General features: G+C 75.5%; 22 protein-coding genes. 11 read left to right on the forward strand and 11 right to left on the reverse strand.

The genetic code is table 11. The features are described 5' to 3' along the window. Positions 1–58 precede the first annotated feature (58 nt). The 3 genes from NJC10_RS10520 (at position 59) to NJC10_RS10530 (ending at position 1,485) form a co-directional block, all read left to right on the forward strand. Positions 59–859: a TIGR00730 family Rossman fold protein gene (locus tag NJC10_RS10520; protein WP_248117592.1), complete on the forward strand. Its 801-nt coding sequence runs from the start codon at positions 59–61 to the stop codon at positions 857–859. Next, positions 856–1,200 carry a cell division protein DivIVA gene (locus NJC10_RS10525; protein ID WP_248117594.1) on the forward strand — a complete coding sequence of 115 codons (345 nt, stop codon included), beginning with the start codon at positions 856–858 and terminating at the stop codon, positions 1,198–1,200. The genes NJC10_RS10520 and NJC10_RS10525 overlap by 4 nt, the downstream gene beginning before the upstream one ends. Before the next feature lie 114 nt (positions 1,201–1,314). Further along, positions 1,315–1,485, forward strand: a complete 171-nt coding sequence (locus tag NJC10_RS10530) for a DUF3117 domain-containing protein (protein WP_248117596.1) — start codon at positions 1,315–1,317, stop codon at positions 1,483–1,485. A 79-nt stretch (positions 1,486–1,564) separates the two neighbouring features. Here the strand turns inward: NJC10_RS10530 and NJC10_RS10535 are convergent, their stop codons facing one another. Next, positions 1,565–2,215, reverse strand: coding sequence for an O-methyltransferase (locus tag NJC10_RS10535; protein WP_248117598.1), 651 nt, complete (start codon positions 2,213–2,215; stop codon positions 1,565–1,567). Positions 2,216–2,442: 227 nt separating this feature from the next. Here NJC10_RS10535 and NJC10_RS10540 point away from each other — a divergent pair, with 227 nt between their 5' ends. Continuing rightward, a complete protein-coding gene (locus tag NJC10_RS10540) occupies positions 2,443–3,339 on the forward strand; it encodes an anti-sigma factor family protein (RefSeq protein ID WP_319076466.1) in 897 nt (298 codons plus the stop codon). Positions 3,340–3,360: 21 nt separating this feature from the next. Continuing rightward, positions 3,361–4,038, forward strand: a complete 678-nt coding sequence (locus NJC10_RS10545; RefSeq protein WP_298987497.1) for a twin-arginine translocase TatA/TatE family subunit — start codon at positions 3,361–3,363, stop codon at positions 4,036–4,038. 21 nt (positions 4,039–4,059) lie between these two features. Here NJC10_RS10545 and NJC10_RS10550 read toward each other — a convergent pair whose 3' ends face one another. Genes NJC10_RS10550 through NJC10_RS10560 form a run of 3 tightly spaced genes read right to left on the reverse strand, consistent with a single transcriptional unit; the run spans position 4,060 to position 7,355 of the window. Next, positions 4,060–5,223, reverse strand: coding sequence for an Mrp/NBP35 family ATP-binding protein (locus NJC10_RS10550; RefSeq protein ID WP_319076469.1), 1,164 nt, complete (start codon positions 5,221–5,223; stop codon positions 4,060–4,062). Next, positions 5,220–6,032 (reverse strand): DUF1003 domain-containing protein, encoded by an 813-nt coding sequence (locus NJC10_RS10555; protein ID WP_319076471.1) that lies wholly within the window; start codon positions 6,030–6,032, stop codon positions 5,220–5,222. Before NJC10_RS10555 ends, NJC10_RS10550 begins: the two co-directional genes overlap by 4 nt. 60 nt (positions 6,033–6,092) lie before the next feature. After that, on the reverse strand, positions 6,093–7,355 hold the full coding sequence (locus NJC10_RS10560) for a magnesium transporter MgtE N-terminal domain-containing protein (protein WP_248117614.1): 1,263 nt from the start codon (positions 7,353–7,355) through the stop codon (positions 6,093–6,095). Between the two features lie 103 nt (positions 7,356–7,458). Here NJC10_RS10560 and NJC10_RS10565 point away from each other — a divergent pair, with 103 nt between their 5' ends. After that, a complete protein-coding gene (locus NJC10_RS10565; protein WP_319076473.1) occupies positions 7,459–8,196 on the forward strand; it encodes a general stress protein in 738 nt (245 codons plus the stop codon). A gap of 73 nt (positions 8,197–8,269) precedes the next feature. Here NJC10_RS10565 and NJC10_RS10570 read toward each other — a convergent pair whose 3' ends face one another. Both NJC10_RS10570 and NJC10_RS10575 read right to left on the reverse strand, forming a co-directional pair. Then, on the reverse strand, positions 8,270–10,090 hold the full coding sequence (locus NJC10_RS10570; RefSeq protein WP_319076474.1) for a pyruvate kinase: 1,821 nt from the start codon (positions 10,088–10,090) through the stop codon (positions 8,270–8,272). 33 nt (positions 10,091–10,123) lie between these two features. After that, the gene (locus NJC10_RS10575; RefSeq protein ID WP_319076476.1) at positions 10,124–11,695 is read right to left on the reverse strand and encodes an aminopeptidase P family protein; all 1,572 of its coding nucleotides are present in this window, start codon (positions 11,693–11,695) and stop codon (positions 10,124–10,126) included. Positions 11,696–11,730: 35 nt separating this feature from the next. Here NJC10_RS10575 and NJC10_RS10580 point away from each other — a divergent pair, with 35 nt between their 5' ends. Further along, complete coding sequence (locus tag NJC10_RS10580; RefSeq protein WP_319076477.1) at positions 11,731–12,582, forward strand: PHP domain-containing protein; 852 nt, start codon at positions 11,731–11,733, stop codon at positions 12,580–12,582. A 142-nt stretch (positions 12,583–12,724) separates the two neighbouring features. Here NJC10_RS10580 and NJC10_RS10585 read toward each other — a convergent pair whose 3' ends face one another. From NJC10_RS10585 to NJC10_RS10605, 5 genes are all read right to left on the reverse strand, one after another. Further along, a complete protein-coding gene (locus tag NJC10_RS10585; protein ID WP_319076479.1) occupies positions 12,725–14,704 on the reverse strand; it encodes a DEAD/DEAH box helicase in 1,980 nt (659 codons plus the stop codon). Positions 14,705–14,961: 257 nt separating this feature from the next. Next, entirely contained in the window at positions 14,962–16,476 is a 1,515-nt protein-coding gene (locus NJC10_RS10590; protein WP_319076481.1) for an RNB domain-containing ribonuclease, read from the reverse strand. An 18-nt stretch (positions 16,477–16,494) separates the two neighbouring features. Then, positions 16,495–16,719, reverse strand: a complete 225-nt coding sequence (locus tag NJC10_RS10595; RefSeq protein WP_248117628.1) for a DUF3107 domain-containing protein — start codon at positions 16,717–16,719, stop codon at positions 16,495–16,497. Positions 16,720–16,892: 173 nt separating this feature from the next. After that, positions 16,893–17,540, reverse strand: coding sequence for a TetR/AcrR family transcriptional regulator (locus NJC10_RS10600; RefSeq protein WP_319076482.1), 648 nt, complete (start codon positions 17,538–17,540; stop codon positions 16,893–16,895). Then, a complete protein-coding gene (locus NJC10_RS10605; RefSeq protein WP_298987464.1) occupies positions 17,537–18,895 on the reverse strand; it encodes a glutamyl-tRNA reductase in 1,359 nt (452 codons plus the stop codon). The genes NJC10_RS10600 and NJC10_RS10605 overlap by 4 nt, the downstream gene beginning before the upstream one ends. Before the next feature lie 105 nt (positions 18,896–19,000). Here NJC10_RS10605 and hemE point away from each other — a divergent pair, with 105 nt between their 5' ends. From hemE to NJC10_RS10625, 4 genes are read left to right on the forward strand one after another with little or no spacing between them, the layout of a single operon-like run. Continuing rightward, complete coding sequence (gene hemE, locus NJC10_RS10610) at positions 19,001–20,194, forward strand: uroporphyrinogen decarboxylase (RefSeq protein WP_298987462.1); 1,194 nt, start codon at positions 19,001–19,003, stop codon at positions 20,192–20,194. Beyond that, on the forward strand, positions 20,191–21,741 hold the full coding sequence (locus tag NJC10_RS10615; protein ID WP_319076484.1) for a protoporphyrinogen/coproporphyrinogen oxidase: 1,551 nt from the start codon (positions 20,191–20,193) through the stop codon (positions 21,739–21,741). Before hemE ends, NJC10_RS10615 begins: the two co-directional genes overlap by 4 nt. Then, a complete protein-coding gene (gene hemQ / locus NJC10_RS10620) occupies positions 21,738–22,454 on the forward strand; it encodes a hydrogen peroxide-dependent heme synthase (RefSeq protein ID WP_298712069.1) in 717 nt (238 codons plus the stop codon). The genes NJC10_RS10615 and hemQ overlap by 4 nt, the downstream gene beginning before the upstream one ends. Continuing rightward, entirely contained in the window at positions 22,454–23,809 is a 1,356-nt protein-coding gene (locus tag NJC10_RS10625) for a ferrochelatase (protein ID WP_413466433.1), read from the forward strand. Before hemQ ends, NJC10_RS10625 begins: the two co-directional genes overlap by 1 nt. Positions 23,810–23,811: the final 2 nt, after the last annotated feature.

The raw sequence follows: 23,811 nt of genomic DNA on the forward strand, positions 1-23,811 counted from the left end.
GAGCGCAGGCCTGCGCCACGGGGGCGACCAGAGGACCCGACTGGCTAGGGTGGGGGCCATGGCCGACCAGACACACCCGTCCCAGCCCGCGGACCCCGATCGAGGGCCCGTGCGCCGCGGCGGGCAGATCCTGAGCGGCGCCGCGGCTGCCGCCCCCACCTTCGACCAGCTCCTGCTGGACACCCGCCAGTCGGGCATGACGGCGCCGCCGGTCTCGGACGTGGCTTCCACGACGTCGGACGCGTGGCGCGTGCTGCGCATTCAGGCGGAGTTCGTGGAGGGCTTCGGGACGCTGGCGCAGCTCGGCCCCGCCGTCTCCGTGTTCGGCTCCGCCCGCACGGGGGAGGGCACCGACGAGTACGCGCTTGCCCGCGAGGTGGGGCGTCGCCTCGCCGAGGCCGGCTTCGCCGTCATCACGGGCGGCGGTCCGGGGGCCATGGAGGCCGCCAACCGCGGCGCGCACGACGTGGGCGGCGTGTCCGTGGGCCTCGGCATCGAGCTCCCCTTCGAGACCGGGCTGAACCCCTACGTGGGGATCGGCGTGGACTTCCGCTACTTCTTCGCCCGGAAGGTCATGTTCCTGAAGTACGCGCAGGGCTTCATCGTGCTGCCCGGCGGCTTCGGCACCCTGGACGAGCTGTTCGAGGCGCTCACCCTCGTGCAGACCGGCACCGTGACCCGCTTCCCCGTGGTGCTGGTGGACCGTGCGTTCTGGGGTCCCCTGGTGGACTGGATCCGCGGGGCCCTCGAGGCGCGCGGGATGATCTCGCCCGGCGACGTCGACCTGCTCTCCGTGGTGGACACCGCGGAGGAGGCCGTGGCGCTCATGGCCGCGGTCCAGCAGGGGGGCCGGGCATGAGCCAGCCGATCTGGATCGCCCTCGTCCTCGCCCTCGTGGTGGCCGTGGCCGCCCTCGTGGCGGCGGCGACGGGCCGCGCGACTTTGCGCGCGGAGGCGCCCGCCGGCGTCGAGCCCCGCCACCCCGTGCTCCTGCCCGCGGACCCCCGGGCCCAGGACGTGGACCACGTGCGCCTCGCCGTGGCAGTGCCGGGCTACCAGCGGGACCAAGTGGACGCGGTGGTGGCCGCACTGCAGGAGAGCCTCGCCCGGCGCGAGCGGCGGATCGCCGAGCTCGAGGAGGAGCGTGCCGCCGCCGCTCCCGCCGGCTCGTGTGGCGACAGCCAGCGCGATCCGCGATAATGGGCGTGTGACCGGTCACGCCACGCCTCGCGTGCGGGGGCCGAAGGCACCGGGCCCGTCTGCGACATCCGCTGGCGGCGCCGACACGGGAACACCATCAGAAGGGAAGTCGCAATGGCCGCCATGAAGCCTCGCACCGGGGACGGTCCCATGGAAGTGACCAAGGAGGGACGCAGCCTGATCATGCGCGTGCCGATCGACGGCGGCGGGCGCCTCGTCCTGGAGATCAACGCCGAGGAGGCGCAGGAGCTCAAGGAGTGCCTGCAGGGCGTCACCCAGGGCTGACCGCCCCGAACGCCGCACGCCCCGCGCACCGCTGACCGGTGCGCGGGGCGTCGTGCTTCTCCGGGCTCCTCGGCAGGCGTCAGCGGCGCACGGCCAGCAGCATGCCCGTGCCCGTGGGGACCACGGCGGAGATCCACCGCTCGTCCTCGGCGATGCCGCGGTCCACGGCGCGGGCGGACACCGTGGAGGGCTCGCGCACCGCCGGACGCGGCACGCGGTCCTGGTCCAGGGCGTCGAGGACCACCAGCAGCCCGCCGGGGGCCAGCATGCGGGCGGCCTGGTCCACGTCGAACGCGCGGGAGGCCGGATCGCCGTCCACCACGACCATCTCGTAGGCGCCCGTGGTCAGGCGCGGCAGCACGAGGCGGGAGCGCCCCGTGATCATGCGGGTGCGGCCGTTCGGCAGGTGCGCCTCGGAGAAGGCCTCCCGCGCCGCATGCTGCACGTCCGCCTCCGGGTCCACGGTGGTCAGGACGGTGCGCTCGGGCAGCCCGCGCATCAGAGCGAGACCGGAGACCCCCGCGCCGGTGCCGATCTCCACGACGGCGCCCGGCGCGCGCGTGGCCGCCAGCACGGTGAGCAGCGCCGCCGCGCCCTCGCTGACCGGCGCCACCCCGAGCTCGGCCGAGCGCTCCCGTGCCCGCAGCAGCACCGCGTCCTCCTCCAGCCGGGTCTCCGCGTACGTCCACGAGGCGTGCTTGGCGGTCGGCTGGGGGTGCAGGGCGGTCATGGGCGCTCTCTCCGGGGGTGGGCGGGGTGGTCCGGCGACGGCGGCGCCGCGGGCTTCCGCGGACGGCCGGCACCGGGCCGGATGCCGCCCCAGTGTACGGAAGAACCGGGGGGACGATTCAGACTTCTCTCAGACGTGCCGTCCATGATGGGCGGACAGGACCGGCGTCGGCGTGGTCCCCGGCCCTCCGGTCCGGGAGTCGGCGCACCAGGAGGAGGTGGGGCGGGATGAGCCCTCATCACTCGCTGCGCCACCTGGACGCCTACCTCGAGGGCGTGCTCTCGCGCCCGGCGGGCCGCCGGCTGGCGGCCCATCTCTCCCGCTGCCCGGACTGCGCCCGGACCGCCCGTGAGCGGGCCCGCGTCCTGGACGCCGCGCGCTCCGTGGACGCCCGCCCCGCGGCCGTGACCCATCCCGTGCTCCCCGTGCGCGGCGTGTCCGGCCGCCTCGTCGTGCTGGCGCTGGTCATGGTCGTCCTGCTGGGCGGGCTCCTCGCGGCCGTGTGGGTGGCCGGCGCGCCGCGTGGCGTGGCCCGGGCGCAGGCCGGTCCGACGGACGCGCTGGGGGTCGTCCAGCGCCAGTCCGCCGCCGCGTCCTCCCCGGGGGCCACCGTGGAGGAGCTCCGCGGCCTGGGCTGGACCGTGCCGTCCCTGACCGGCGCAGGCCTGCAGCCCCTCGAGGTGCGCGGCGAGCAGGCGGCGGACCTGCTGGAGGTCGCGGTGGTCTGGGGGCGCGCCGAGCCGGCGGTCACGGTGCACGAGTGCCGCTCGCGCTCCGCGACCGCTGTGCCCCGCGGCTGTGCGTCGGGGCGCGAGGACGCCGCGATGCCGGGGAGGCGGCTCCCCGGCGGTGTCGCCTACCGGCTGACGGACGACCCGTCCGGAGAGGGGTGGATCGCGGACCTCGCGACGGCGCAGGCGGCCTACCGCGTGGAGTCCACGCTGCCACGCGAGCAGGCGGAGCCCCTCCTCACCCTCCTCGTGGTCTCGGACCGGTCCGGCCTCACCGAGCTGCGGCGCGACGACGCCGTGACGGACCGCCTCGAGCGCGGCCTCGAGCGGATCGTCGAAGCCGTTCCGAGCATGGGCCGGGTGGCCGGCATCCTCGCGGTCGGGCGTCGGTGAGCCTCTAGTAGAGTCTCCACCGTGGCAGGAATCAACGGATCCGAGTTCATCGTCCTCCTGGTGCTCGCCGTGATCATCCTCGGTCCGGAGAAGCTCCCGGAGTACACCCGCGCCTTCACCCAGTGGCTCCGCCGGATGCGGGACATGGCCGAGGGCGCCAAGACGCAGTTCAAGGAGGAGACGGGGACGGACTTCGACGAGGTCAACTGGCGCAAGTACGACCCCCGTCAGTACGATCCCCGCCGCATCATCCGCGAGGCCCTCACCGAGCCGGTGGGCGGCAGCGGCTCCTCCACCGCCGCGCACCGGGCCCAGGCGCTCACGGGCGTGGCCCCCGAGGACCTCCACGGCGGGCTGACCCGCCAGGACATCGCGGACATGGACCCCCGCTCCCTCTTCCGCCGCCCGGGCGGCACGGGCAGCAGCGCCGCCGAGGCCGCCGACGTCGAGTCCACCGCCGTCGCGTCCGCCACGGGCACCGCCGCCCCCGACGCCGAGCTCGCCCCCGTGGCCGCCGCCGTCGTCCCGGGTGCCGGGACCGCCGTCGTGGGAGGCGCGGCCGTCGCCCTCATGGCCTCCGGCCGCGCCGAGGCCATGGTGGCCGAGGAGCGCCCGGCTCCGGTCCCGGCCGCCGCGGGCCCGGACCCGCTCGAGCTGCTCGGCCTGGCGCCCGCACCCTTCGACGTCGACGCCACCTGATCGCCGCGCTGATCCCGGCGCTCAGCGCGGGCTGAACGGCAGCCGGCGCCCGGCCAGGCTGCGGGGGCGCACCGCGAGCCGCTCGGCGATCTCCAGCAGGGCGTGCGCCGCGGGGCTCAGCGGTGCAGAGACCACCACGGGGGCGCCGGTGTCCCCGCCCACGCGCAGGGCCGAATCCAGCGGCACCGAGCCCAGCAGGGGCACGTCCGCACCGAGCGCGCCGGTGAGCCGCTCCGCCACCTCGGCGCCGCCGCCCGTGCCGAACACGTCCAGCACCGTGCCGTCCGGCAGGGCCATGGGGCCCATGTTCTCCACCACGCCTGCCACGCGCTGGCCGGTCTGCTGCGCGAGCTGACCCGCGCGCGCGGCCACCTGGGCGGCGGCGTGCTGGGGGGTCGTCACCACCACGAGCTCGGAGTCCGGCAGCAGCTGGGCCGCGGAGATCGCGATGTCGCCCGTGCCCGGCGGCAGGTCCACGAGCAGCACGTCGAGGTCGCCCCAGTGCACGTCCGTCACGAACTGCTCCAGGGCCCGGTGCAGCATGGGGCCGCGCCACGCGACCGGTCGGTCGGCGTCCAGGAACATCCCGATCGAGATGACCTTCACGCCGCGGGCCACGGGCGGCAGGATCAGCTGCTCGAGACGGGTCGGGGAGGCGTCCACGCCCAGGAGCCCGGGGATGGAGAAGCCGTGCACGTCGGCGTCGATCAGCCCGACCGCCAGGCCCCGCTCGGCGAGGGCGACGGCGAGGTTGGCGGTGACCGTGGACTTGCCCACGCCGCCCTTGCCCGAGGCGACGGCCAGGACGCGGGTGAGCGAGCCCGCGGCGAACGGGTTGGCGGGGCGCGCGCCGCGCAGCGAGTCCTGCAGGGCGCGGCGCTGCTCGGGGGTCATGACGCCCACGCGCACCGCCACGGACCGGCAGCCGGGCACCGCGGCGGCGGCCGCCGTGACGTCGGCCTCGATGGTCCCGCGCAGGGGGCAGCCCGTGATGGTCAGCAGCACCGCCACCTCGACCTCGCCCGGGGCGGTCTCGCGGACGGACTCCACCATGCCGAGCTCCGTGACGGGGCGGCGGATCTCCGGGTCGACGACGTCGGCCAGGGCCGCGAGCACGGCCCGCTCGAGCTCGGTGCGGACGGCGGGCAGCGGGAGGCCGGCGTCGGCCTGCGGGGACTCGGTCATCGCCGTCCGTCCGCCGCGCTCGATCCGGTGGCGCTCGGTCCGGTCGCGTCCGGGCCGGGGGCGGCGTCGCCCTCCCGGACGCGAGCGGCGGCCTCCTCGGCGGCCTCCTGGGCCGCGATGATCGCGAGCGTGGTGGTCTGGGCGTCGTCGGCGTCCCCGCCGGGCCGCGCGCCGCCGTCGCGGTCCCGGGACTTCTTCTTCTTCGCCTTCTTCACGGAGCCGGCGGCGTCCCCGCCGTCCGAGGCGGGGGAGAGCAGGTCCGCGCGCATCTCGGCGCGGAGCTCTTCGCGGAGTGACTCGCGCAGCTCGCCGATCAGGTCCTCGTGCACGCCGCGCAGCTCGCCCCGGACGAAGTCGCGGGTGGCCACGTCCTGCAGCGCGATGCGCAGGCCCGAGATCTCCCGCGTGAGGTACTCCGTGTCCGCGAGGTTCCGCTCGGCCCGGTCGCGGTCCTCGCGCATGGACACCTTGTCCCGGTCGTCCTGGCGGTTCTGGGCCAGGAGGAGGAGAGGGGCCGCGTACGAGGCCTGGAGCGAGAGCATGAGGGTCAGCGCGGTGAAGCCCAGGGCCGCGGAGTCGAAGCGCAGGCCCTCGGGCCCGTAGCTGTTCCAGCCGACCCACAGGAGGCAGAACAGGGTCATCCACACGAGGAACTGCGGCGTGCCCATGAACCGGGCGATGCCCTCGGTGGCCTCCCCGAAGGCGTCCGGGTTGGGGCTGAAGCGGGGCACTCGGCGTCGGCGCGCGCTCAGCGGCGTGTCCAGGCCCGTGCCCCGGGTCTCGCGAGGCTCCCTCGTGGTCTGCGACATGCTCACTCCTTCGGTGCGGTCCGTGCGGTCGATGCGGTTCGGGGGGTGGTGCGGGAGGGGTCAGCCGGCGGCGGCCGGATGGTCGTCCGGGTCCATCGCGCGCCAGTCGTCCGGGAGGATGTGGTCGAGGACGTCGTCCACGCTCACGGCGCCCACCACGCGGTGCTGGGCGTTGACCACGGGGATGGACGTCAGGTTGTACGTGGCCAGCTCGCGGGTGACGTGGGCCAGCGGGGCCAGGTCGGAGACCGGTTCGAGGTCCTTGTCCATGATGTTGCCGATCGCCTCGGGCGGCGGGTACCGCAGGAGGCGCTGGAAGTGCACGACGCCCAGGAACCGTCCCGTGGGCGTCTCCAGCGGCGGGCGGGCCACGATCACGAGGGAGGCGAGCGCGGGGGAGATCTCGTGCTGCCGGATGGTGGCCATGGCCTCGGCCACGGTCGCCTCGGGCGGGAGGATCACGGGCACGGGCGTCATGACGGAGCCGGCCGTGTCCTCCTCGTACTCGAGCAGGCGGCGCACGTCCTCGGCGTCCTCGGGCTCCATGAGCTCCAGGAGCAGCTCCTGCTGGGAGTCGGGCAGCTCGTGGAGGAGGTCCGCGGCGTCGTCGGGGTCCATCTCCTCGAGGACGTCCGCGGCGCGCTCGATGTCCAGGTGGGAGAGGATCTGGACCTGGTCGTCGTCGGGCAGCTCCTGGAGGACGTCCGCGAGGCGCTCGTCCTGGAGCTCGTTGGCGACCTCCACGCGGCGCTTCTCCGGCATCTCGTGCATCATGTCCGCGAGGTCCGCGGCCTTGAGGTCCTCGTGGGCGGCCACGAAGCTCGTGGCCCCCTGCGGCTCGGCCTGCCCGGCCCAGCGGGCCTCGTCCCACGTGAGGAGCAGGTGCTCTCCCCGCGGGCGGCCGAAGGCGCCGCGGCCCGTGGGGCGCAGGACGTACATGTCCGAGACGAGCCAGTCGCCGTTGCGCTGCTGCTCCAGCCCGATGTCCTCGAGGACGGCCTCGCCCGAGCCGTCCGTGAGGCGCACGCGCCGGTCGAAGAGGTCGCCCGCGACGGTCTGCTCCCCGCCGCGGCGGGAGAAGCGGCGCAGGTTGATGAGGCCCGTGGTGATGATCTGGCCCGAGTCCATGGAGGTCACACGGGTCATGGGCACGAAGACGCGCTTCTTGCCGGGGACCTCGATCACCAGGCCGGTGGCCACGGGGGTGGCGACCCCGCCCCGGTCCAGGACCACGACGTCGCGCAGCCGGCCCAGACGGTCGCCCAGCGGGTCGAACACGTCCAGGCCCAGCAGGCGGGCCACGAAGATCTTGGGGGAGTTCACCGGGCCAGCCTAGTGGGTCCTCTCCGCGCCCGCCCGGTGGGGCGGGTGTCCGCAGTGGGCGGACTCCCGGGCCTCCGCGCCCGCGGCCAGGCACAATGGGGACATGTCCTTCATGATGTCCAGCCCCGCCCCCGGATCCGGCGACACGGGCCTGCCCCGCGGAGAGCTCGTGGCCACCTACTCCACGTACACCGAGGCGCGCGAGCAGGTGGACCGGCTGGCCGCCACGGACTTCCCGGTCAGCGCCGTCTCCATCGTCGGCAAGGACCTGCGCGTGGTGGAGCGGGTGCGCGGCCGCCTCAACTACGCACAGGTGGCGCTCGGGGCGGGCGTGCGGGGCCTGATGTTCGGCGCCCTGATCGGCGCGTTCCTCCTCCTGCTGGACCCGTCGGGAGGGCCGCTCCAGATCCTCACCTCGGCGCTGCTGGGCCTGGCCGTGTGGCTGCTGTTCGGGGTGATCGGGTTCGCGCTGCGCAAGGGCCGGCACGGCTTCGCCTCCTCGCAGGCCGTGGTGCCCGCCGGCTACGACCTCGTGATCGCCTTCGAGCACGCCGCGCGCGCCCGCCAGGAGCTCGGCCTCACCGCCCGCCCGGCCCCGGCGGCCCCCGCGCAGGCGGCTCCGGCCCCCATCACGGCGGCCCCGGACCAGGCCGCTCCCGCGGACCACGACGCCGGCACGCCCGCTCCGTCGGCCCCGGCCGGCACGCCCGCGGCCCCGGCCGGCCTCGACCGCTCCTACGGCGTGAGCCTGCCCCCCGAGGAGGTCGCGCGCCTCATCGAGGCACGCGGCGGCCGCCCCGGGCCGCAGCCTCCGGCCGAGGGCGGCTCCCACCGCGCCTGACGCGCCGCCCCGCACACCGCGGCCCGGTCCCCAGAGGGGCCGGGCCGTCGTCGTCGGGGGACCGCCGTCCCGTTCAGAGGCTCCAGGACTCCAGCCGCCGCAGCATGTCCCCCTTCTTGCGGGTGTGACCGCCCATGCGGGCGAGGATGTCGCCCAGCGAGGTGATCGCGTCCTCGATGTAGGGGCCCTTGTTCAGCATCGCGACCTCCGCGCGCTGGGCCATCGCGGCGTCGGTGATCTCGGCGCGCGAGGGCAGGCCCTTCTTGGCCAGCGACTCGAGGATCTGCGTGGCCCAGATCGCGGGCACGTGGGCGGCCTCGCAGAGCCACAGGATCTCCTCCTGGAGCTCGGCCATGCGCTCGAATCCGGCCTCCACCGCGAGGTCGCCGCGGGCGATCATCACGCCCACGTCGTTCCACCGCATGGCCTCCAGGAGCATGAGCGGCAGCTGCTCGAACGCGGCCACCGTCTCGATCTTGAGGGTGACGTCCACGTCCTTCGCGTCCTGCTCCTCGAGCGCCTCGATGAGGCGGGCGACGTCGGCGGCCGAGCGCACGAACGACATGTTGACCATGTCGGCGTGGGAGGCCACGAACGGGATGTGGGAGAGGTCCTCCGCCGTGAGCGCGGGGATCTCGAGGGCGGTGTCGGGGAAGTTGATCCCCTTCTCGGCCTTCAGCTTGGCGCCCGCCGGCCCGGCGTTCGTGACCGTCAGGGTGATCTCCTCGCCGTCGTTGGCGGTCACCTCGCCGCCGATCCGGCCGTCGTCGATCCACACCCGCTCGCCCACGGAGACGTCCCGGAAGGCCTGCTCGAGGGAGCAGCCGATGCGGTAGGGCGGGGCGGCGACGGCGGGGCGCGCCTGCATCGAGCGGGTGAGCACCACGTCCTCGCCCACCTGCACGCGCATGCTCTGCTCGAGCGGGGGCAGCTCGCCGACCGTGAGGGGTCCGTGCGGGGTGTCCACCCGCATGCCGGTCTCCCAGTACACGGTGCGGACCGTGCTCACGAGCAGTCCGGCGCCGCTCACGCGCTCCACCATCAGCGTGCGGCGGGATCCGCGCGCGTCCTTCAGGTCCACCTCGTCGCCCGGCTCGAGGGCGGCCAGCACCTGCACGTCCGGGTCCTGCAGGGGCACGACGACGCCGTCCCCCGCCGGGTGCTGCCCGACCCCGTCCGGAGCGGCGCCGAGCCACACCCGGGACGGCTCCAGGACCTGGCCGCCGTCGTCGCGCGAGGGCTTCACCTTGAGCACCCGCGGCCCCGGCTCGAGCGGGCCCGTGCGCAGCTTGGGCCCGGCCAGGTCCATCGCGACGCGCGGTGCGGGGCGCTCCTCCGAGCCGAGGCCGCGCAGCGTGTCGATCATGGCGGCCCACGCGTCCTCCCCGTCGTGGGCGCAGTTCACGCGGGCCAGGTCCATGCCCGCCGCCGCCATGCCGCGCACCAGCTCCGGGTCCGTGGCGGCCTCGCTCGGCATGGTGACCATCACGCGGGTCTGCCGGTCCTGGCGCATCGGGCCCAGCAGGGCGTTCGCGTTGCGCTCGAGGATCTCCCGCCCCACGGCGGGGGTGAGCGCGGACGGCGCGCCGTCGTCGGGCTCGGCCGTGGGCTCGGCCGCCGGCGCGTCGTCCAGCGCGCGGACCGCGCGGAGCACCGCGTCCAGGTGGCCGAGCACCCCCGCCTCCATGCGCCCGAGGGAGGAGAGCCCCACCTCGCTGAGCGCGTCCTGGAGGGGGCGCAGGTCCGTGCCGCGCAGGGCCACGTAGTGCACGAGGTTGCGGGCGGAGGGCCGGTGGCGCTCGCGCACGCGCTCGATGAGGGCGGCGTGCTCGGCCTCGGCGTCGAGGAGGCGTTCCCGCAGGTCGGTGAGCTCGGAGACGAGGTGGGCGGTCATGCCCGCGAGCCTAGCCAGAGCCCCCCGCGCCGATCACCCCTGGAGGCGCGCCATCCAGGCCTCCACGTCCTCGGGGGCGCGGGGCAGGGCGGCGGAGAGGTTCTCCGCGCCGTCCTGCGTGACGAGGACGTCGTCCTCGATCCGCACGCCGATCCCGCGGTACTCCTCCGGGATCGCGAGGTCCTCGGCCTTGAAGTACAGCCCCGGCTCGATCGTGAACACGATGCCCGGCTCGAGCACGCCGTCGAGGTAGAGCTCCCGCTTGGCCTGCGCGCAGTCGTGCACGTCCAGGCCGAGGTGGTGGGAGGTGCCGTGCGGCATCCAGCGGCGGTGGTGCTGGCCCTCCTCGGACAGCGCCTCCTCGGCGGAGACCGGCAGCAGGCCCCACGCGGAGAGGCGATCCACGAGGACGCGCATGGCCTCCGCGTGGATCTCGCGGAAGCGGATGCCCGGCTTCACGATGGCGAACGCGGCGTCGGCGGCGTCCAGCACGGCCTGGTACACGCGGCGCTGCACCTCCGTGTAGGCCCCGTTCACCGGGAGGGTGCGGGTGATGTCCGCGGTGTAGAGGGAGTCGTCCTCCACGCCCGCGTCCAGGAGCAGGAGGTCGCCGTCGCGGACCTCCCCGGTGTTGCGGATCCAGTGGAGCACGGTGGCGTTGTTCCCGGCGGCGGCGATCGTGTCGTAGCCGAGGTCGTTGCCCTCCTCGCGGGCGCGGGCGAAGAAGGCGCCCTCCACGACGCGCTCTCCGCGGCGGTGGCCCACCGCGCGCGGCAGGGCGCGGACGACGTCCTCGAAGCCGGCGATCGTGGCGGCCACCGAGGCGCGCATGCGGTCGACCTCCCACTCGTCCTTCACGAGGCGCAGCTCGGAGCAGAACTCGACGAGCTCGACGTCGGCGGCCTGGGCGGCCGCGAGGTCCTGGCCGGCCGCGGTGCGGGCGGCGGCCACCTGGGCGTCCACGTCGAGGTCGGACTCGGCCAGCAGGCGGACCTGCCCCTGCCCGGCGTCCTTGGTCAGGGCCGACTCGAGCTCCTCGAGGCCGGCGGTGCGCAGCCCGGTGCGGGCGGCCATCTCCGCCAGGGTGGGCCGGGGTCCGATCCAGAACTCGCCCGCGCGGGGGTCGGCGTAGAACTGCTCCGAGTCGCGCCCCGCGAGGGGGCGGAAGTACAGGGTGGCCTCGTGGTCGGCCCCGTCGTCGCCCACCCCGGGGTCCGTGGGCTCGAGGATGAGCACGGCATCCGGCTCGTGGTCCACGCCCAGGCCCGTGAGGTGCGCGAACGCGGAGTGTGCCCGGAAGCGGTAGTCGGTGTCGTTGGAGCGGACCTTGAGCCGGCCCGCGGGCACCACGAGGCGCTCGCCGGGGAAGCGGGCGGAGAGTGCGGCGCGGCGGCGCGCGGCGTGGGGGGCCACGGCGTCGGCGGCGGGCAGGTCCTGTGAGGCGGGCGCCCAGCCCGAGGCCATGAAGGCGCGGAAGGCGTCCGAGCTGGGGCGCTGGGAGCGGTTCTCCACTCGCTCGGCCAGGGGCTGGGGGGCCGGGCTGGTCTCGGCGGCGGGACCGCCCTCGGGAGCAGGGTCGGCGGGGTGCTGTGCGGAGTCGGTCATGCCCACCATCATGGCACCGCCTACGCTGGGGACTCATGGCGCGCTATGACCTGCACACCCACTCCACGGAGTCCGACGGCACCCAGCCGCCCGCCGACGTGGTGCGGGCCGCGGCCCGCGCAGGCCTGGACGGACTGGCCCTCACCGATCATGACACGGCCTCCGGCTGGGCCGAGGCCGCGCAGGCGGCGCTCGAGGAGGGACTCACGTTCGTCCCCGGCATGGAGATGTCCTGCATGGCCGCCGACGGCACGAGCGTGCACCTGCTCGCCTACCTCCACGACCCCGAGGACCCGACCCTGCTGCGCGAGCTCACGGCCGCGCGCTCGGCGCGCCTCACGCGGGCGCAGGAGATGGCTGCACGGCTGGGGGAGGACTACCCCCTCACATGGGAGCTCGTGCAGGAGCACGCGGCGGAGGGCGCCACGATCGGCCGCCCCCACCTGGCCGACGCGCTCGTCACCCTCGGCGTGGTTCCGGACCGCTCCGCGGCGTTCGCCACGATCCTGACCGGCCGCTCCAAGTACTACGTGCCGCACCACGCCCCGGACCCGGCGGTCGCCGTCGAGCTCATCCGAGGTGCGGGCGGCGTGCCCGTGTTCGCCCACCCGCGGGCGACGATGCGCGGCCGGGTGGTGGGCGTGGAGGTCATCGAGTCCATGATCGAGGCGGGCCTGGCCGGCCTCGAGGCCGACCACCGGGACAACCCCGAGCCGGAGCGCGCGTGGCTGCGGGAGCTCGCGGACCGCCACGGCCTCATCGTCACGGGCTCCTCGGACTACCACGGGGCCGGCAAGCCCAACCTGATCGGCGAGTTCACGACCGGCGAGGACGTCCTCGCCGAGATCGAGCGGCAGGGGACCGGCGCCGCCGTCGTGCGGGGGTGAGCCCGACCGTCCCTTCTCACTCCCGGGGCCCCGGCCGCACCCGTGATCGACCCTGGAGCCGCAGCGACCCCTCCGCGCGCCGGATCGGCCGTCGGAGGGGTCGCGGGGGCGCCACGAGCGCTGCGGCGCCGGGCGGGGAGGCTCAGCGCGTGGTGCCGCGCTTGCGGGCCTCCATGCGGGCGCGGCTGCGCTCGCGGCGGCGGGCGTGACGGTCGCTCGTGCCCTCCGCGCGCCGCTCGGCGCGCTCCGCGCGCGGGGCACGCTCCGTTCCCGCGGAACGGGGAGCCGCGGCCTCCGCCGCGGGGCGCTCCGCACGGCCCTCGGACCGCGACTCGGCGCGGTGGCCGGTGCCCTCCGTGCGCGGGGCGCGCTCGGACCGCTCAGCACGAGCGGGGCTCTCGGCGCGCTCGGCGCGGGGCGCGCGATCCGCGGAGCGCGAGGCCTTCTGCTCCGCCTGCTCGGGGCGGGGGCGCTCGTCCGCGCGGCCCTCGGCGGGGCGCCCGTTCACCGCGGCTCCCGCGGAGGGACGCCCGCCCCGACCGCGTCCTCGACCACGGCCGCCGTCGCGGGAGCCCTCCCGCTCGGCGTCACGGCCACCACGCTCGCCGTCCCGGCCGCCGCGGTTGCGGTCCTCGTCCCGGGCGCCACGGCCTCGACCGCCCTCGCGGGCGCCGTCGCGTCCGCCGCGCTCGCGGTCCCCGCCGCGGCCCGCGCGGGGCTTGGACTCAGGACCGCCGAGGTCCTCGAGGCGCTCGCCGCTCAGGCCCTCGAGGGTGCGCTTGTCCTTGGGCAGGCGGCCCTTGGTGCCCTTGGGGATGTCGAGGTCCTCGAACAGCCACGGGGAGGAGGAGTAGGTCTCCGGCGGCTCGGGCTGGCCCAGGCCCAGGGCCTTGTCGATCAGCTTCCAGCGCGGCAGGTCGTCCCAGTCCACGAGGGTCACGGCGATGCCCTTGTGCCCTGCACGGCCGGTGCGGCCCACGCGGTGCACGTAGGTCTTCTCGTCCTCGGGGGCCTGGAAGTTGAACACGTGGGTCACGTCGTCCACGTCGATGCCGCGCGCGGCGACGTCGGTGGCCACGAGGATGTCCACCTTGCCGTTGCGGAATGCGCGCAGCGCCTGCTCGCGGGCGCCCTGGCCCAGGTCGCCGTGCAGCGGGCCGGCGGCGAAGCCGCGGGAGACCAGCTCGTCCGCCACGCGGGCGGCGGTGCGCTTGGTGCGCGTGAAGATGATGGTGCGGCCGCGGCCGTTCGCCTGCAGCGCGCGGGCCACGAGCTCGTCCTTGTCCATGTGGTGCGCGCGGTAGACGAGCTGGCGGATGTCCTTCTTCGTCAGGCCCTCGTCCTCGCCGTCGGAGGCGCGGATGTGGGTCGGCTGCGTCATGTAGCGGCGCGCCATGGCGACGACGGGGCCGGGCATGGTGGCCGAGAACAGCATGGTCTGGCGCTTGCCCGGGACCGCGGAGAGCAGGGTCTCGACGTCCGGGAGGAAGCCGAGGTCCAGCATCTCGTCCGCCTCGTCCAGCACCACCGTGTTCACGTGGTCCAGGCGCAGGTGCTTCTGGCGCAGCAGGTCGATCAGGCGGCCGGGGGTGCCGACGACGACCTCGACGCCGCGCTGCAGCTCCTCGATCTGCGGCTCGTAGGCGCGGCCGCCGTAGATGGTGGCGATGCGCACGGGCCGCTTCGACGCGGCGAACACGAGGTCTCCGGCCACCTGGACGGCGAGCTCGCGGGTGGGGGCCACGATCAGAGCCTGCGGGGCGCCGGCGGTGCCCGCGGCCTCCAGCCTGTCCCAACCGGGCTCGCCCGGGCCGATGGCGCGCTGCAGCGCCGGCAGGCCGAAGCCCAGGGTCTTGCCCGTGCCGGTCTTGGCCTGGCCGATGATGTCGTGGCCGCCGAGGGCCACGGGCAGGGTCATCGACTGGATGGGGAAGGGGTGCACGATCCCCTTGCCCTCGAGGGCCTCCACCATGGCGGGGTGCACGCCGAAGTCGGCGAAGGTCTGCTCGGGGGCCGCCGGGACGGTGTCCTCGGTGAGCGTCTCGCGGGCGATCTCGGCGACCGCGGGGTCGACGTCGTCCGCGGCGGTCTGGGCGGTGTCAGGGGTGGTGTTCTCGGTCATGGTGACTCGCGATCGTCTCGTGCGTCGCAGCGACGGGCGGGTGGGCCCGGCCACGCCGTGCGCGCGGTGGTGGAGCCGATCGCGGAAGGGCGGGGGCGATGCCCCCTGGACTCGGTCTCGACCGCGCCGTGCGAAGGCGGGCCATGCCGGATCCGGCAGGTCGGTCACCCGCCGAGGAGCCTCGGACACGAGGGACCGTGGAGCGCTGCGGCGAGTGGGGTTCGTGGGTGATCAGATGCGACCGGTCATCCCAGGGGTCAGCGTGAGCTGTGGGGCCAGTCTACCCCGGTGGCCGTGACCTTCCCGGAGGCCACGTCCACCGCGTCGATCCGGATCCGCACGCGGGTGCCGGGCTCCGCCGCGGCCGGCACGCGCACGGCCACGGGGGGCTGGGCGAGCTGCACGTCCGCGGACTCCCCGCCGGAGCGCACGACGACGCCCTCCAGCTCGGCGCCGACGTGCTCCGAGAGCTCGGCCGCCTCCACGAGGTCGCCGGCCGCGCGGTCCGCGGCCGAGGCGCGCCGGCCGGCGTCCTGCATCAGGGCGGGGAGCTCGGGCAGCGCCCGGCGGGCCCACGCAGGCACCGGCGCGCCGCTCACGAGGGCGTGGCACACGGCCAGCACGAAGCGGTCCACGAGGCGCCGCAGGGGTGCGGTGGCGTGCGCGTAGGGCGCGGCCAGGGCGGCCTGCTCGGGATCCGCGGGGAGGGCGCGCAGGGCGGGATCCTCGGCCTCGGCGTCGAAGGCGGTGTACCCGGCTCCGCGGAACAGGGACGTGGCGGCGTGGAGGACGGCGAGGTGGCGCGGCTCGCGGGGGTCGACGGTGCGCAGGTAGGCCCCGTAGTCGGCGCCCTCCTCCCACGGATGCCCCAGCGCGCGGGTGCGGGCGCGGAACGCGGCGACCGCCTCGGTGTCCGGGGCGGGCATGGTGCGCAGGACGCCGACGCCGCCGTCGAGCATGATGCGTGCCGCCTCCATGCCCGTCATCAGGGAGAGCTGGGCATTGTGGTCCTCGGCCGGCAGCGGGATGCGCTGGCTGATCTCGTACCGGCCGTCCACCACATGGATCTCCTGGTCCGGCATGTTCAGGGACGCGCCGCCGCGGGCGACCTCCTGCGCGGTGCGCCGTCGTCCGACCTCCGGCAGCAGGGCGATCGAGGCGCGGAGCTCCTCCGGCCAGGCCGCCGCCTCGGGCGCGTCCGCGGAGTCCAGGAAGGCCTGCACCTGCTCGTACGTGAGCTGGGCCCGCGATCGCACGCGGGAGCGCACCAGCGCGGTGCGCTCCACGGCCCCGTCCACGGCGAGCGTGAACGTCCACACGAACGCGGGACGGTCGACGTCGGGCAGCAGCGACGCGGCGTCCTCGCTCAGCACCTCTGGGTGCAGGGGGACGCGGCCGTCCGGCAGGTACACGGTCTGGCCGCGACGCCGGGCCTCGCGGTCCACCTCGCCCTCGGGCGCGACGAAGGCGGGCACGTCGGCGATCGCGTAGCGCACCGTGAGCCGACCGCCCTCGGCGGCCGCGATGTGCAGCGCCTGGTCGAGGTCCGTGGACCCGGATGGGTCCACGGTGACGAAGGGGACGGCCGTGAGGTCGACCCGCTCCGCGTCCGAGCCGAGGGAGGCGAGCACCGCGGCGGCGGACTCCTCGGCCTCGGCGAGCACGGGCGCGGCAAAGCCGCCCGGCAGGTCGAGCTCGACCCGGAGGGCGGCCAGACGCTCGGTCAGCGCGGCGTCCTCAGACCCGCGCACCTGGACGGCGTGGTGGGGCATGGCGGCGCGGCCCGCAGATCAGGAGGCCGCGAAGCCCAGGGGGCCGGACTTCTTGGCGCCGATCTCCACGAACCCGATGTTCGAGCCCGGGACCACGACCTGGCGGCCCTTGACGTCCGTCAGGCTCAGGAGGGAGCCGGCGGCGAGGGCGGCGTCCACGAGGGCGCGCACCTCCTCGGCGGTCTGCTCGCTCTCCAGGACGACCTCACGGCCGACGTGCTGCACTCCGATGCGGATCTCCATGGGTGGACCTCACTCTTCCCTCGTGCGTGGACTCCTCGCTGCGCGGACACGCGTCCGCGCGGCGGATGTGCGGTCAGCCTACGGGACGGCCCTGTCGCCTCATGCGGCGGGGGCGGGGTTCACGCGCGTGGCGTAACCGGGCGGCATCCGCGGAGGCGGCGGCGCCCTCCCCGTCAGGCGGAGCGTCCGGTGGGCAGGTGGGAGAGCCCGGTACACAGCAGGGCGTCCACGATCGCGGCCGTCCGCGCGGCGTCCGGGCGGCGACCCGCCTCGAGCCGGTCCGCCCAGTGGCGAGCGGCGCCGAGCACGTACGCCACGAGGCCGCGGGAGAGGATCTCCGCCTCGGCGTCGCCCACGCGCGTGTCCTCGGCGAGGATGCGGCTCACCTGGGAGGCCACGGCGTCCTCGACCGCCTCGACGCGTGCGCGCACCTCGGGGTCGTGCTCGGCGCCGGAGTCGAAGAGCAGCCGGTGGGAGCGCCCGGGGGATCCCATGTAGGCGAAGACCGCCTCCACCGTGGCGTGCACGCGGTGACGGTTGTCGCCGGGGGAGGACATGGCCGCCGTGAGGCGGCCCGTGAGGTCGGCCACCTCGGTGTCCAGCAGCTCGAGGAAGAGCTCGTGCTTGCCGAGGAAGTGCTGGTAGAGCACGGGCTTGGAGACGGCGGCCGCCTCCGCGATCTGGTCCATGGCCGTGCCGGCGTAGCCGTGCTCCACGAACACGCCGCGTGCGCACCCGAGGAGCTGGCGGCGCCGCTGGGCGCGCGGCATCCGCACGGTCCGCTCGCGCGGGCCCGCCCCCTCACCGGGGTGCACGCTCATGCGGTGCGGGCCGCGCCCGGCCCGTCCTCCGCGGCGCGGTGGGCCGGGCAGGCCTCCTCGGCGGGGGCCGGGGCGGGCGCGGCCGAGGGCGGGGCGATGTCGAACAGCACCTCGAGGGCGCGCTCGTACTCCTCGAGCCTTCCCTGGGCGGCGAGCTCCTTGGCCCGCACGCTCGGGCCGTGGAGGAACTGGTTCACCATGCGGCGCAGGGCGAACTCCACCTCCTCGGACGCGGCGGTGCACCCGTGGCGCGCCCGGACCCGCTCCATCTCGTGGTCGAGGGCTGTGAGGGTGTGGCGCCGCAGGGCCTTGATCGCGGCGTCCGCGCTGCGGCTGCGCTGGGCGGCCGAGTACTCGGCGACGGCGCCGTCCACGAGGGAGCGCGCCTCGTCCACCGCGGCGCGCGCCTGCTCGGGCGCGGCCAGGCGGACGGACTCGAGGGTGATCAGGTCCACGCCCTCCACCTCGGCGACCGCCGGGTCGAAGTCTCGGGACAGGGCCAGGTCCACCACCGTGAGGGGGTGCGCGGAGCCCTCGCGCAGCTGGGCGAGGCGCTCGGGGCTGATCTGCCGGTCCCCGCCGGAGGAGCCGATGATCACGTCGGCCTCGGCGACGGCCCCGGCCACGTTCTCCCCGCCGAGCGGGAGCGCCCAGCCGCCGCGGTCCGCCACGAACTGCTCGGCGCGCCCGGACGCGGAGTGCACGCCGACGGCGACGGCGCCGCGGTCGGCCAGCTGGGCCAGGGTCGTCCCGGCGTAGGCGCCGGTGCCGATCAGCAGGACGGAGGCATCCGCCCAGAAGGCGTCGCGCGCGTCGGCGTCGTGCAGGCCGCGCAGCTCCTCGGTGAGGTCCAGGGCCACGGAGACCACGGAGCGGCCGGTGGCGCCGAGCGCCGTCTGGGAGCCCACGTCCTTGGCGGTGCGCGTGGCGGCCTCGAAGAGGCGGACGAGCGAGCCGGAGGCCGTGCCCTTCTCTCGGGCGTCCAGGAGCGCGCGGCGCACCTGGCCGGCGATCTCCCGCTCGCCCACCACGGCGGAGTCCAGTCCCGCGCCGACCTCGAAGAGGTGGCGGGCCGTGGCATCGGCGCCGAGCACGCGGAACGCGCCGCGCACGGAGTCGTCCGGCAGGCTGCTGCTCTCGGCGATGGCGGCCACGAGGTGCTCCCGCGCCTCCTCCACCCGCCCCTCGGCGGCCTCCGCATAGACCTCCACGCGGTTGCAGGTGGCCAGCACCACCGCCCCCGCCGTGGCGGGGGAGGGCAGGGCGGAGCAGACGCCGGTGGTCCCCGCGCTCAAGCGGGCCACCGTGTCCAGGTCGAGGTCGTGGTGCGAGGCCACCAGGGAGAAGACAGTCACAGCGCCAGCCATCCTACGCGCCGGCGGCCGGATCGGCAGGGAACGCGGCCCGCGTCACAGCCGTCGCGATATGCCTGCGGGCGGAGCCGGTGCGAGGATGGGGTCATGTCCACTGATCCTCTGACTCCCGAGGGCGGCACGCCGGACGCCGGCGTCCCCGCCCCCGCGCTCCCCGCGGGGCACCCGCTCCGCACGGGCGACACCGCTCGCTCCACCGCGGCCAGCCCGCTCATCCGGGCGCTGCGCGGCCAGCAGCCCTCCCGCCGCCCCGTGTGGTTCATGCGCCAGGCCGGCCGCTCGCTGCCGGAGTACAAGAAGGTCCGTGAGGGCGTCGGCATGCTCGAGTCCTGCCTCATGCCCGAGCTCGTCCGGGAGATCACCCTCCAGCCCGTGCGGCGCCACGACGTGGACGCGGCCATCTTCTTCTCCGACATCGTGGTGCCGCTGAAGCTCGCCGGCGTGGACGTCGAGATCCAGCCCGGTGTGGGCCCCGTGCTGGGCGCCCCCGTGCGCACCGCCCGGGACGCCGCGGCGCTGCCGGACCTCGAGGACTCCGCCCTGGACGTGATCCGCGAGGCCGTCGCCGCCACCGTCGCCGAGCTCGGGGACCGGCCGCTCATCGGCTTCGCGGGCGCCCCCTTCACGCTGGCCGCCTACATGGTGGAGGGCCGTCCCTCTCGAGACCACTTCGGGCCGCGCCGCATGATGCACGGCGATCCGCAGGCGTGGGCGGCGCTGGCCGGCTGGGCCGCGCGGGTCTCCGGCCAGTTCCTCCGTGCGCAGCTCGAGGCCGGCGCCTCGGCGGCCCAGCTGTTCGACTCGTGGGCCGGCTCGCTCTCCGCGGACGACTACCTCGAGCACGTCCAGGCGCACTCGGCCGCGGCCCTCGCCCACGTGGGCGACATGGCCGGCCCGGGCGTGCCCGGGGGCGCGCCGCTGCTGCACTTCGGCACCGGCACGGGCGACTTCCTCCACCACATGCGCGACGCCGGCGCCTCCGCCGTCGGCGTCGACCACCGCCTCACGCTCGCCGAGGCCGATCGCCGCCTCCGCGCGAATCCGGGCGCCGACGGGCGCGGTGCGGTCCCGTTGCAGGGCAACGTCGACCCGGCCCTCCTCGCCGCCCCGTGGCCCGTGCTCGAGGCGCACGTGCGCGGCGTCGTCGCCTCCGGCGCGGCGGCCCCCGGCCACGTGGTGAACCTGGCCCACGGGGTGCCGCCCGAGACCGACCCGGACGTGCTCACCCGCGTGGTCGAGCTCGTGCACTCGATCCCCGCGACCCCGGGGGGGCGCGCGTGAGCGGGACGGCCCTCGTGGTGGGCGGCGGCATCGCCGGCCTGCTCTCCGCCCGCCGGCTGCACCAGGCGGGCTGGGACGTCACCCTCGCCGAGGCCACCTCGGTGCTCGGCGGCGCGCTGTCCTCCCGCTTCCTCGACGTCCCCTCGGTCTCGCAGTCCGGGACGGGGTGCACCCAGGCCCTGGAGCTCGACGGCGGCGCGGAGTCGTTCGCGGTGCGCGGAACCGCCGTGCGGGCCCTCCTGGAGGAGCTCGGGCTCGGCGGCCGCATCGTCGCGCCCGCCCCGCTGGGCTCGTGGCTCCACGGCCCGGAGGCCACGGTGCCGGCCCCCCGCCTGGGCCTCCTGGGCATCCCCGGCGACCTCGACGCCGACGACCTCGCCCGGGCCCTGAGCTCCGCGGGGCTCGAGCGCGCCCGGGCCGACGCGCACGCGCCGATGGACCGGTGGACCGAGGCCCTCGCCGCGGGCCGCCCCGTCACCGTCGCCGAACTGGTCGCCGACCGGATGGGGGAGGAGGTGCTCACGCGCCTCGTGGGCCCCGTGGTCGGCGGCGTGCACTCCGCCGACCCCGCCGTGGTGGACGTGGAGCGCGTGGCGCCAGGCCTGCTCGCGGCCGCGGTCGCCCAGGGCGGCCTCGCCGCCGGCGTCGCGGCCCTGCGCGGGGGCGCCACGCCCGGCGCCGCCGTCGCCGGCCTCGAGGGCGGCATGAACCGCCTGACGACACGCCTCGTGGAGTCCCTCCGCGAGGACGGGGTCACCGTGCTCCGCGGCGTGCGCGTGGCCGCCCTCTCCCGCGTGGGTGAGGGGTGGTGGGCCCAGATCTCCGACCGCGACGACGAGGTGGTGCGCGGGCTCGACGTGGACCGCGTGGTCCTCGCCGTGGACGGGTCCACCGCATGGGACCTGCTCTCCCCGCTCTCCCACGGCGTGCTCGGCGAGGCTGACGGGCCGGCACTGTCCGACGGCGTCGCGCTCGCCACCTTCGTGGTCGACGCCCCCGGGCTCGACGCCGCCCCGCGCGGCACGGGCGTGCTCGTGGCCGAGGGCACCGATGTGGCGGCGAAGGCCCTCACCCACGCGACCGTCAAGTGGGACTGGCTGCGCGACGTCGTGGCCCGTCCCGGCGCCGACGGCGAGCCGCGCCACCCGCACCGGCACGTGCTGCGTCTCTCCTACGGGCGCCACGGCGGCGGGGACGAGCAGCTCGGCCCCCGCTCCGGGGATGAGGAGCTCCTCACCCAGGGCCTCGCCGATGCCGCCGCCCTCACCGGGGTGCCGCTGGCCGAGCAGGACGTGGTGGCCCGCGCCGTCACGCGCTGGCGCCACTCCATCCCGCCCCAGGCCGGGCCCGATCGGGAGGCTACCGACGCGCTGCTCGCATGGGCCGCGCCCGTGCCGGGCCTGGACGCGGTGGGAAGCTGGGTGCACGGGACCGGCCTGGCCGCCATCGTGGCCGGGGTGGAGGCCGTGTTCGCGGCCGACGGTGTCCGAGCCGATCTGGACGCAACGACGAAGAACGACGAGACGAACGAGGACGGAACACCATGACCCAGGACGCGACCACCACTCCTGCCGCCGCCGGCAAGGACTGGTTCACCACCTATACGATGTTCGCCCGCCCGCAGGGTGAGCCGGGCTGGCTGGACCTGTCCGGCAAGGAGGCGCGCAAGGCGGTCAAGGAGTTCGACGCCGTCGTCGAGGGCCTCGCCGGCCGCGGCGTGACCGTGCGCGGCACCTACGACATCTCCGGCATGCGCGAGGCCGGCGACGTCATGGTGTGGATGTACTCGCAGACCCCCGAGGACCTGCAGTCCGGCATCCGCGCCCTGCGCCGCACCCGCCTCCTGGAGCGCACCACCACGGTGATGTCCGCGATGGGTGCGGACCGGATGGCGGAGTTCAACAAGGAGCACGTGCCGGCCTTCGCGATGGGCCGCAAGCCGCTGGACTGGCTGTGCTTCTACCCGTTCGTCCGCTCGTACGACTGGTACCTGCTCGACCCCAAGGAGCGCGCCCGCATGCTGCGCGAGCACGGCAAGCTGGGCCAGGACTTCCCGCAGGTGTGGGCCAACACCACGAGCGCGTTCGGCCTCAACGACTGGGAGTGGCTGCTGGGCCTGGAGGCTCCGGAGCTGAAGGACCTCGTGGACATGATGCGCCACCTGCGCAACAACGAGACGCGCATGCACGTGCGCGAGGAGGTCCCGTTCTACACGGGCCGCCGTGTGGAGACCGCCGAGCTGCTGGAGGTGCTGGCCTGATGAGCGGACAGAACGCCGCGGGGGGCGCCCCCGCCGAGACGATCCCGTCCGGACCGATCGAGGTCGAGCGGGCCGAGCCCGGCCTCGACTACGACGCCGCGGGCGCCATGGCGCCCAAGGAGTACGACGCGCTGCTGCTCGCCTCCTTCGGCGGGCCCGAGGGCCAGGAGGACGTGATCCCGTTCCTGCGCAACGTCACGCGCGGCCGCGGGATCCCGGACGAGCGCCTCGAGGAGGTGGCCACCCACTACCGCGCCAACGGCGGGGTCAGCCCCATCAACGGGCAGAACCGGGCGCTGAAGGCCGCGATCGAGGCCGAGCTGGCCTCCCGTGGCATGGACCTGCCCATCTACTGGGGCAACCGCAACTGGGAGCCGTACGTCCCGGACGCGCTGCGTCAGATGCACGAGGACGGCCATCGCCGGATCCTCACCGTCACCACCTCGGCCTACTCCTGCTACTCCTCGTGCCGCCAGTACCGCGAGGACATGGGCATGGCCATGGAGAAGACCGGCCTGGAGGGGAAGGTGGACCTGGACAAGACGCGCCAGTACTTCAACCACCCCGGTTTCATCGCCCCCTTCCGCGAAGGTCTCGCCGCCGACCTGGCGTCCCTGCGCGCAGAGCTCGGCGAGGACGCCCGGATCCACGTGCTGTTCGCCACCCACTCGATCCCCGTCTCCGACGCCGCCGCGGCCGGGCCGCGCGGCACCGCCGCCGCGCTCCGCGAGGCCGCCGGCGGCGAGCCGGGCGAGGTCGAGGGCGCGGACGTCTACTCCGCGCAGCACCTCGACGTGGCCCACGAGATCCTCGCGGGCGTGCCGGGTGGCGAGGACGTCGACTGGTCCCTGGTGTACCAGTCCCGCTCCGGCCCGCCGTCGGTGCCGTGGCTCGAGCCGGACATCAACGACGCCATGGAGAACCTGGCCGGCCCCGAGGCGCCGGTGGACGAGACGGGCCGCGCGGTGGCGGGCTTCGTGGTCGTGCCGCTGGGCTTCGTGTCGGACCACATGGAGGTCGTGTGGGACCTCGACACCGAGGCGAAGGACACCGCGGCCGAGCTGGGCGTCGGCTTCCGCCGCACCCCGACCCCGGGGACGGACCCGCGCTTCGTGGCCGGGCTCGTGGACATCGTGGAGGAGCGCCTGGGCCGCCGCGAGGGCCGCGCCGCCCAGGGCTGCTTCCCGGCCTGGTACGACGTGTGCCGTCCGGACTGCTGCTCCAAGGTGATGCGGGACGGCTCGGTGCGCCCCACGACGTCGGCCGTGGACGCGCCGGTGCGAGGGCTCGCCGAGCACCAGGCGGGGTCCGACGGCACCGCCGCTGACGCCGCCGTCGAGCCCCCGGAGGCCTGAGC

The organism is Micrococcus sp. M4NT (assembly GCF_033790745.1).
Taxonomy (GTDB): Bacteria; Actinomycetota; Actinomycetes; order Actinomycetales; family Micrococcaceae; genus Micrococcus.

Excerpts from the sequence above, each read along its gene's own strand:
- NJC10_RS10550 (WP_319076469.1), bottom strand. The coding sequence starts at position 5,223 with ATGACCGAGTCCCCGCAGGCCGACGCCGGCCTCCCGCTGCCCGCCGTC.
- NJC10_RS10625 (WP_413466433.1), top strand. The coding sequence starts at position 22,454 with ATGAGCGGACAGAACGCCGCGGGGGGCGCCCCCGCCGAGACGATCCCG.
- NJC10_RS10575 (WP_319076476.1), bottom strand. The coding sequence starts at position 11,695 with ATGACCGACTCCGCACAGCACCCCGCCGACCCTGCTCCCGAGGGCGGT.
- NJC10_RS10585 (WP_319076479.1), bottom strand. The coding sequence starts at position 14,704 with ATGACCGAGAACACCACCCCTGACACCGCCCAGACCGCCGCGGACGAC.
- NJC10_RS10520 (WP_248117592.1), top strand. The coding sequence starts at position 59 with ATGGCCGACCAGACACACCCGTCCCAGCCCGCGGACCCCGATCGAGGG.
- NJC10_RS10525 (WP_248117594.1), top strand. The coding sequence starts at position 856 with ATGAGCCAGCCGATCTGGATCGCCCTCGTCCTCGCCCTCGTGGTGGCC.
- hemQ (WP_298712069.1), top strand. The coding sequence starts at position 21,738 with ATGACCCAGGACGCGACCACCACTCCTGCCGCCGCCGGCAAGGACTGG.
- hemE (WP_298987462.1), top strand. The coding sequence starts at position 19,001 with ATGTCCACTGATCCTCTGACTCCCGAGGGCGGCACGCCGGACGCCGGC.
- NJC10_RS10540 (WP_319076466.1), top strand. The coding sequence starts at position 2,443 with ATGAGCCCTCATCACTCGCTGCGCCACCTGGACGCCTACCTCGAGGGC.
- NJC10_RS10580 (WP_319076477.1), top strand. The coding sequence starts at position 11,731 with ATGGCGCGCTATGACCTGCACACCCACTCCACGGAGTCCGACGGCACC.
- NJC10_RS10595 (WP_248117628.1), bottom strand. The coding sequence starts at position 16,719 with ATGGAGATCCGCATCGGAGTGCAGCACGTCGGCCGTGAGGTCGTCCTG.
- NJC10_RS10535 (WP_248117598.1), bottom strand. The coding sequence starts at position 2,215 with ATGACCGCCCTGCACCCCCAGCCGACCGCCAAGCACGCCTCGTGGACG.
- NJC10_RS10565 (WP_319076473.1), top strand. The coding sequence starts at position 7,459 with ATGTCCTTCATGATGTCCAGCCCCGCCCCCGGATCCGGCGACACGGGC.
- NJC10_RS10600 (WP_319076482.1), bottom strand. The coding sequence starts at position 17,540 with ATGAGCGTGCACCCCGGTGAGGGGGCGGGCCCGCGCGAGCGGACCGTG.
- NJC10_RS10590 (WP_319076481.1), bottom strand. The coding sequence starts at position 16,476 with ATGCCCCACCACGCCGTCCAGGTGCGCGGGTCTGAGGACGCCGCGCTG.
- NJC10_RS10570 (WP_319076474.1), bottom strand. The coding sequence starts at position 10,090 with ATGACCGCCCACCTCGTCTCCGAGCTCACCGACCTGCGGGAACGCCTC.
- NJC10_RS10555 (WP_319076471.1), bottom strand. The coding sequence starts at position 6,032 with ATGTCGCAGACCACGAGGGAGCCTCGCGAGACCCGGGGCACGGGCCTG.
- NJC10_RS10530 (WP_248117596.1), top strand. The coding sequence starts at position 1,315 with ATGGCCGCCATGAAGCCTCGCACCGGGGACGGTCCCATGGAAGTGACC.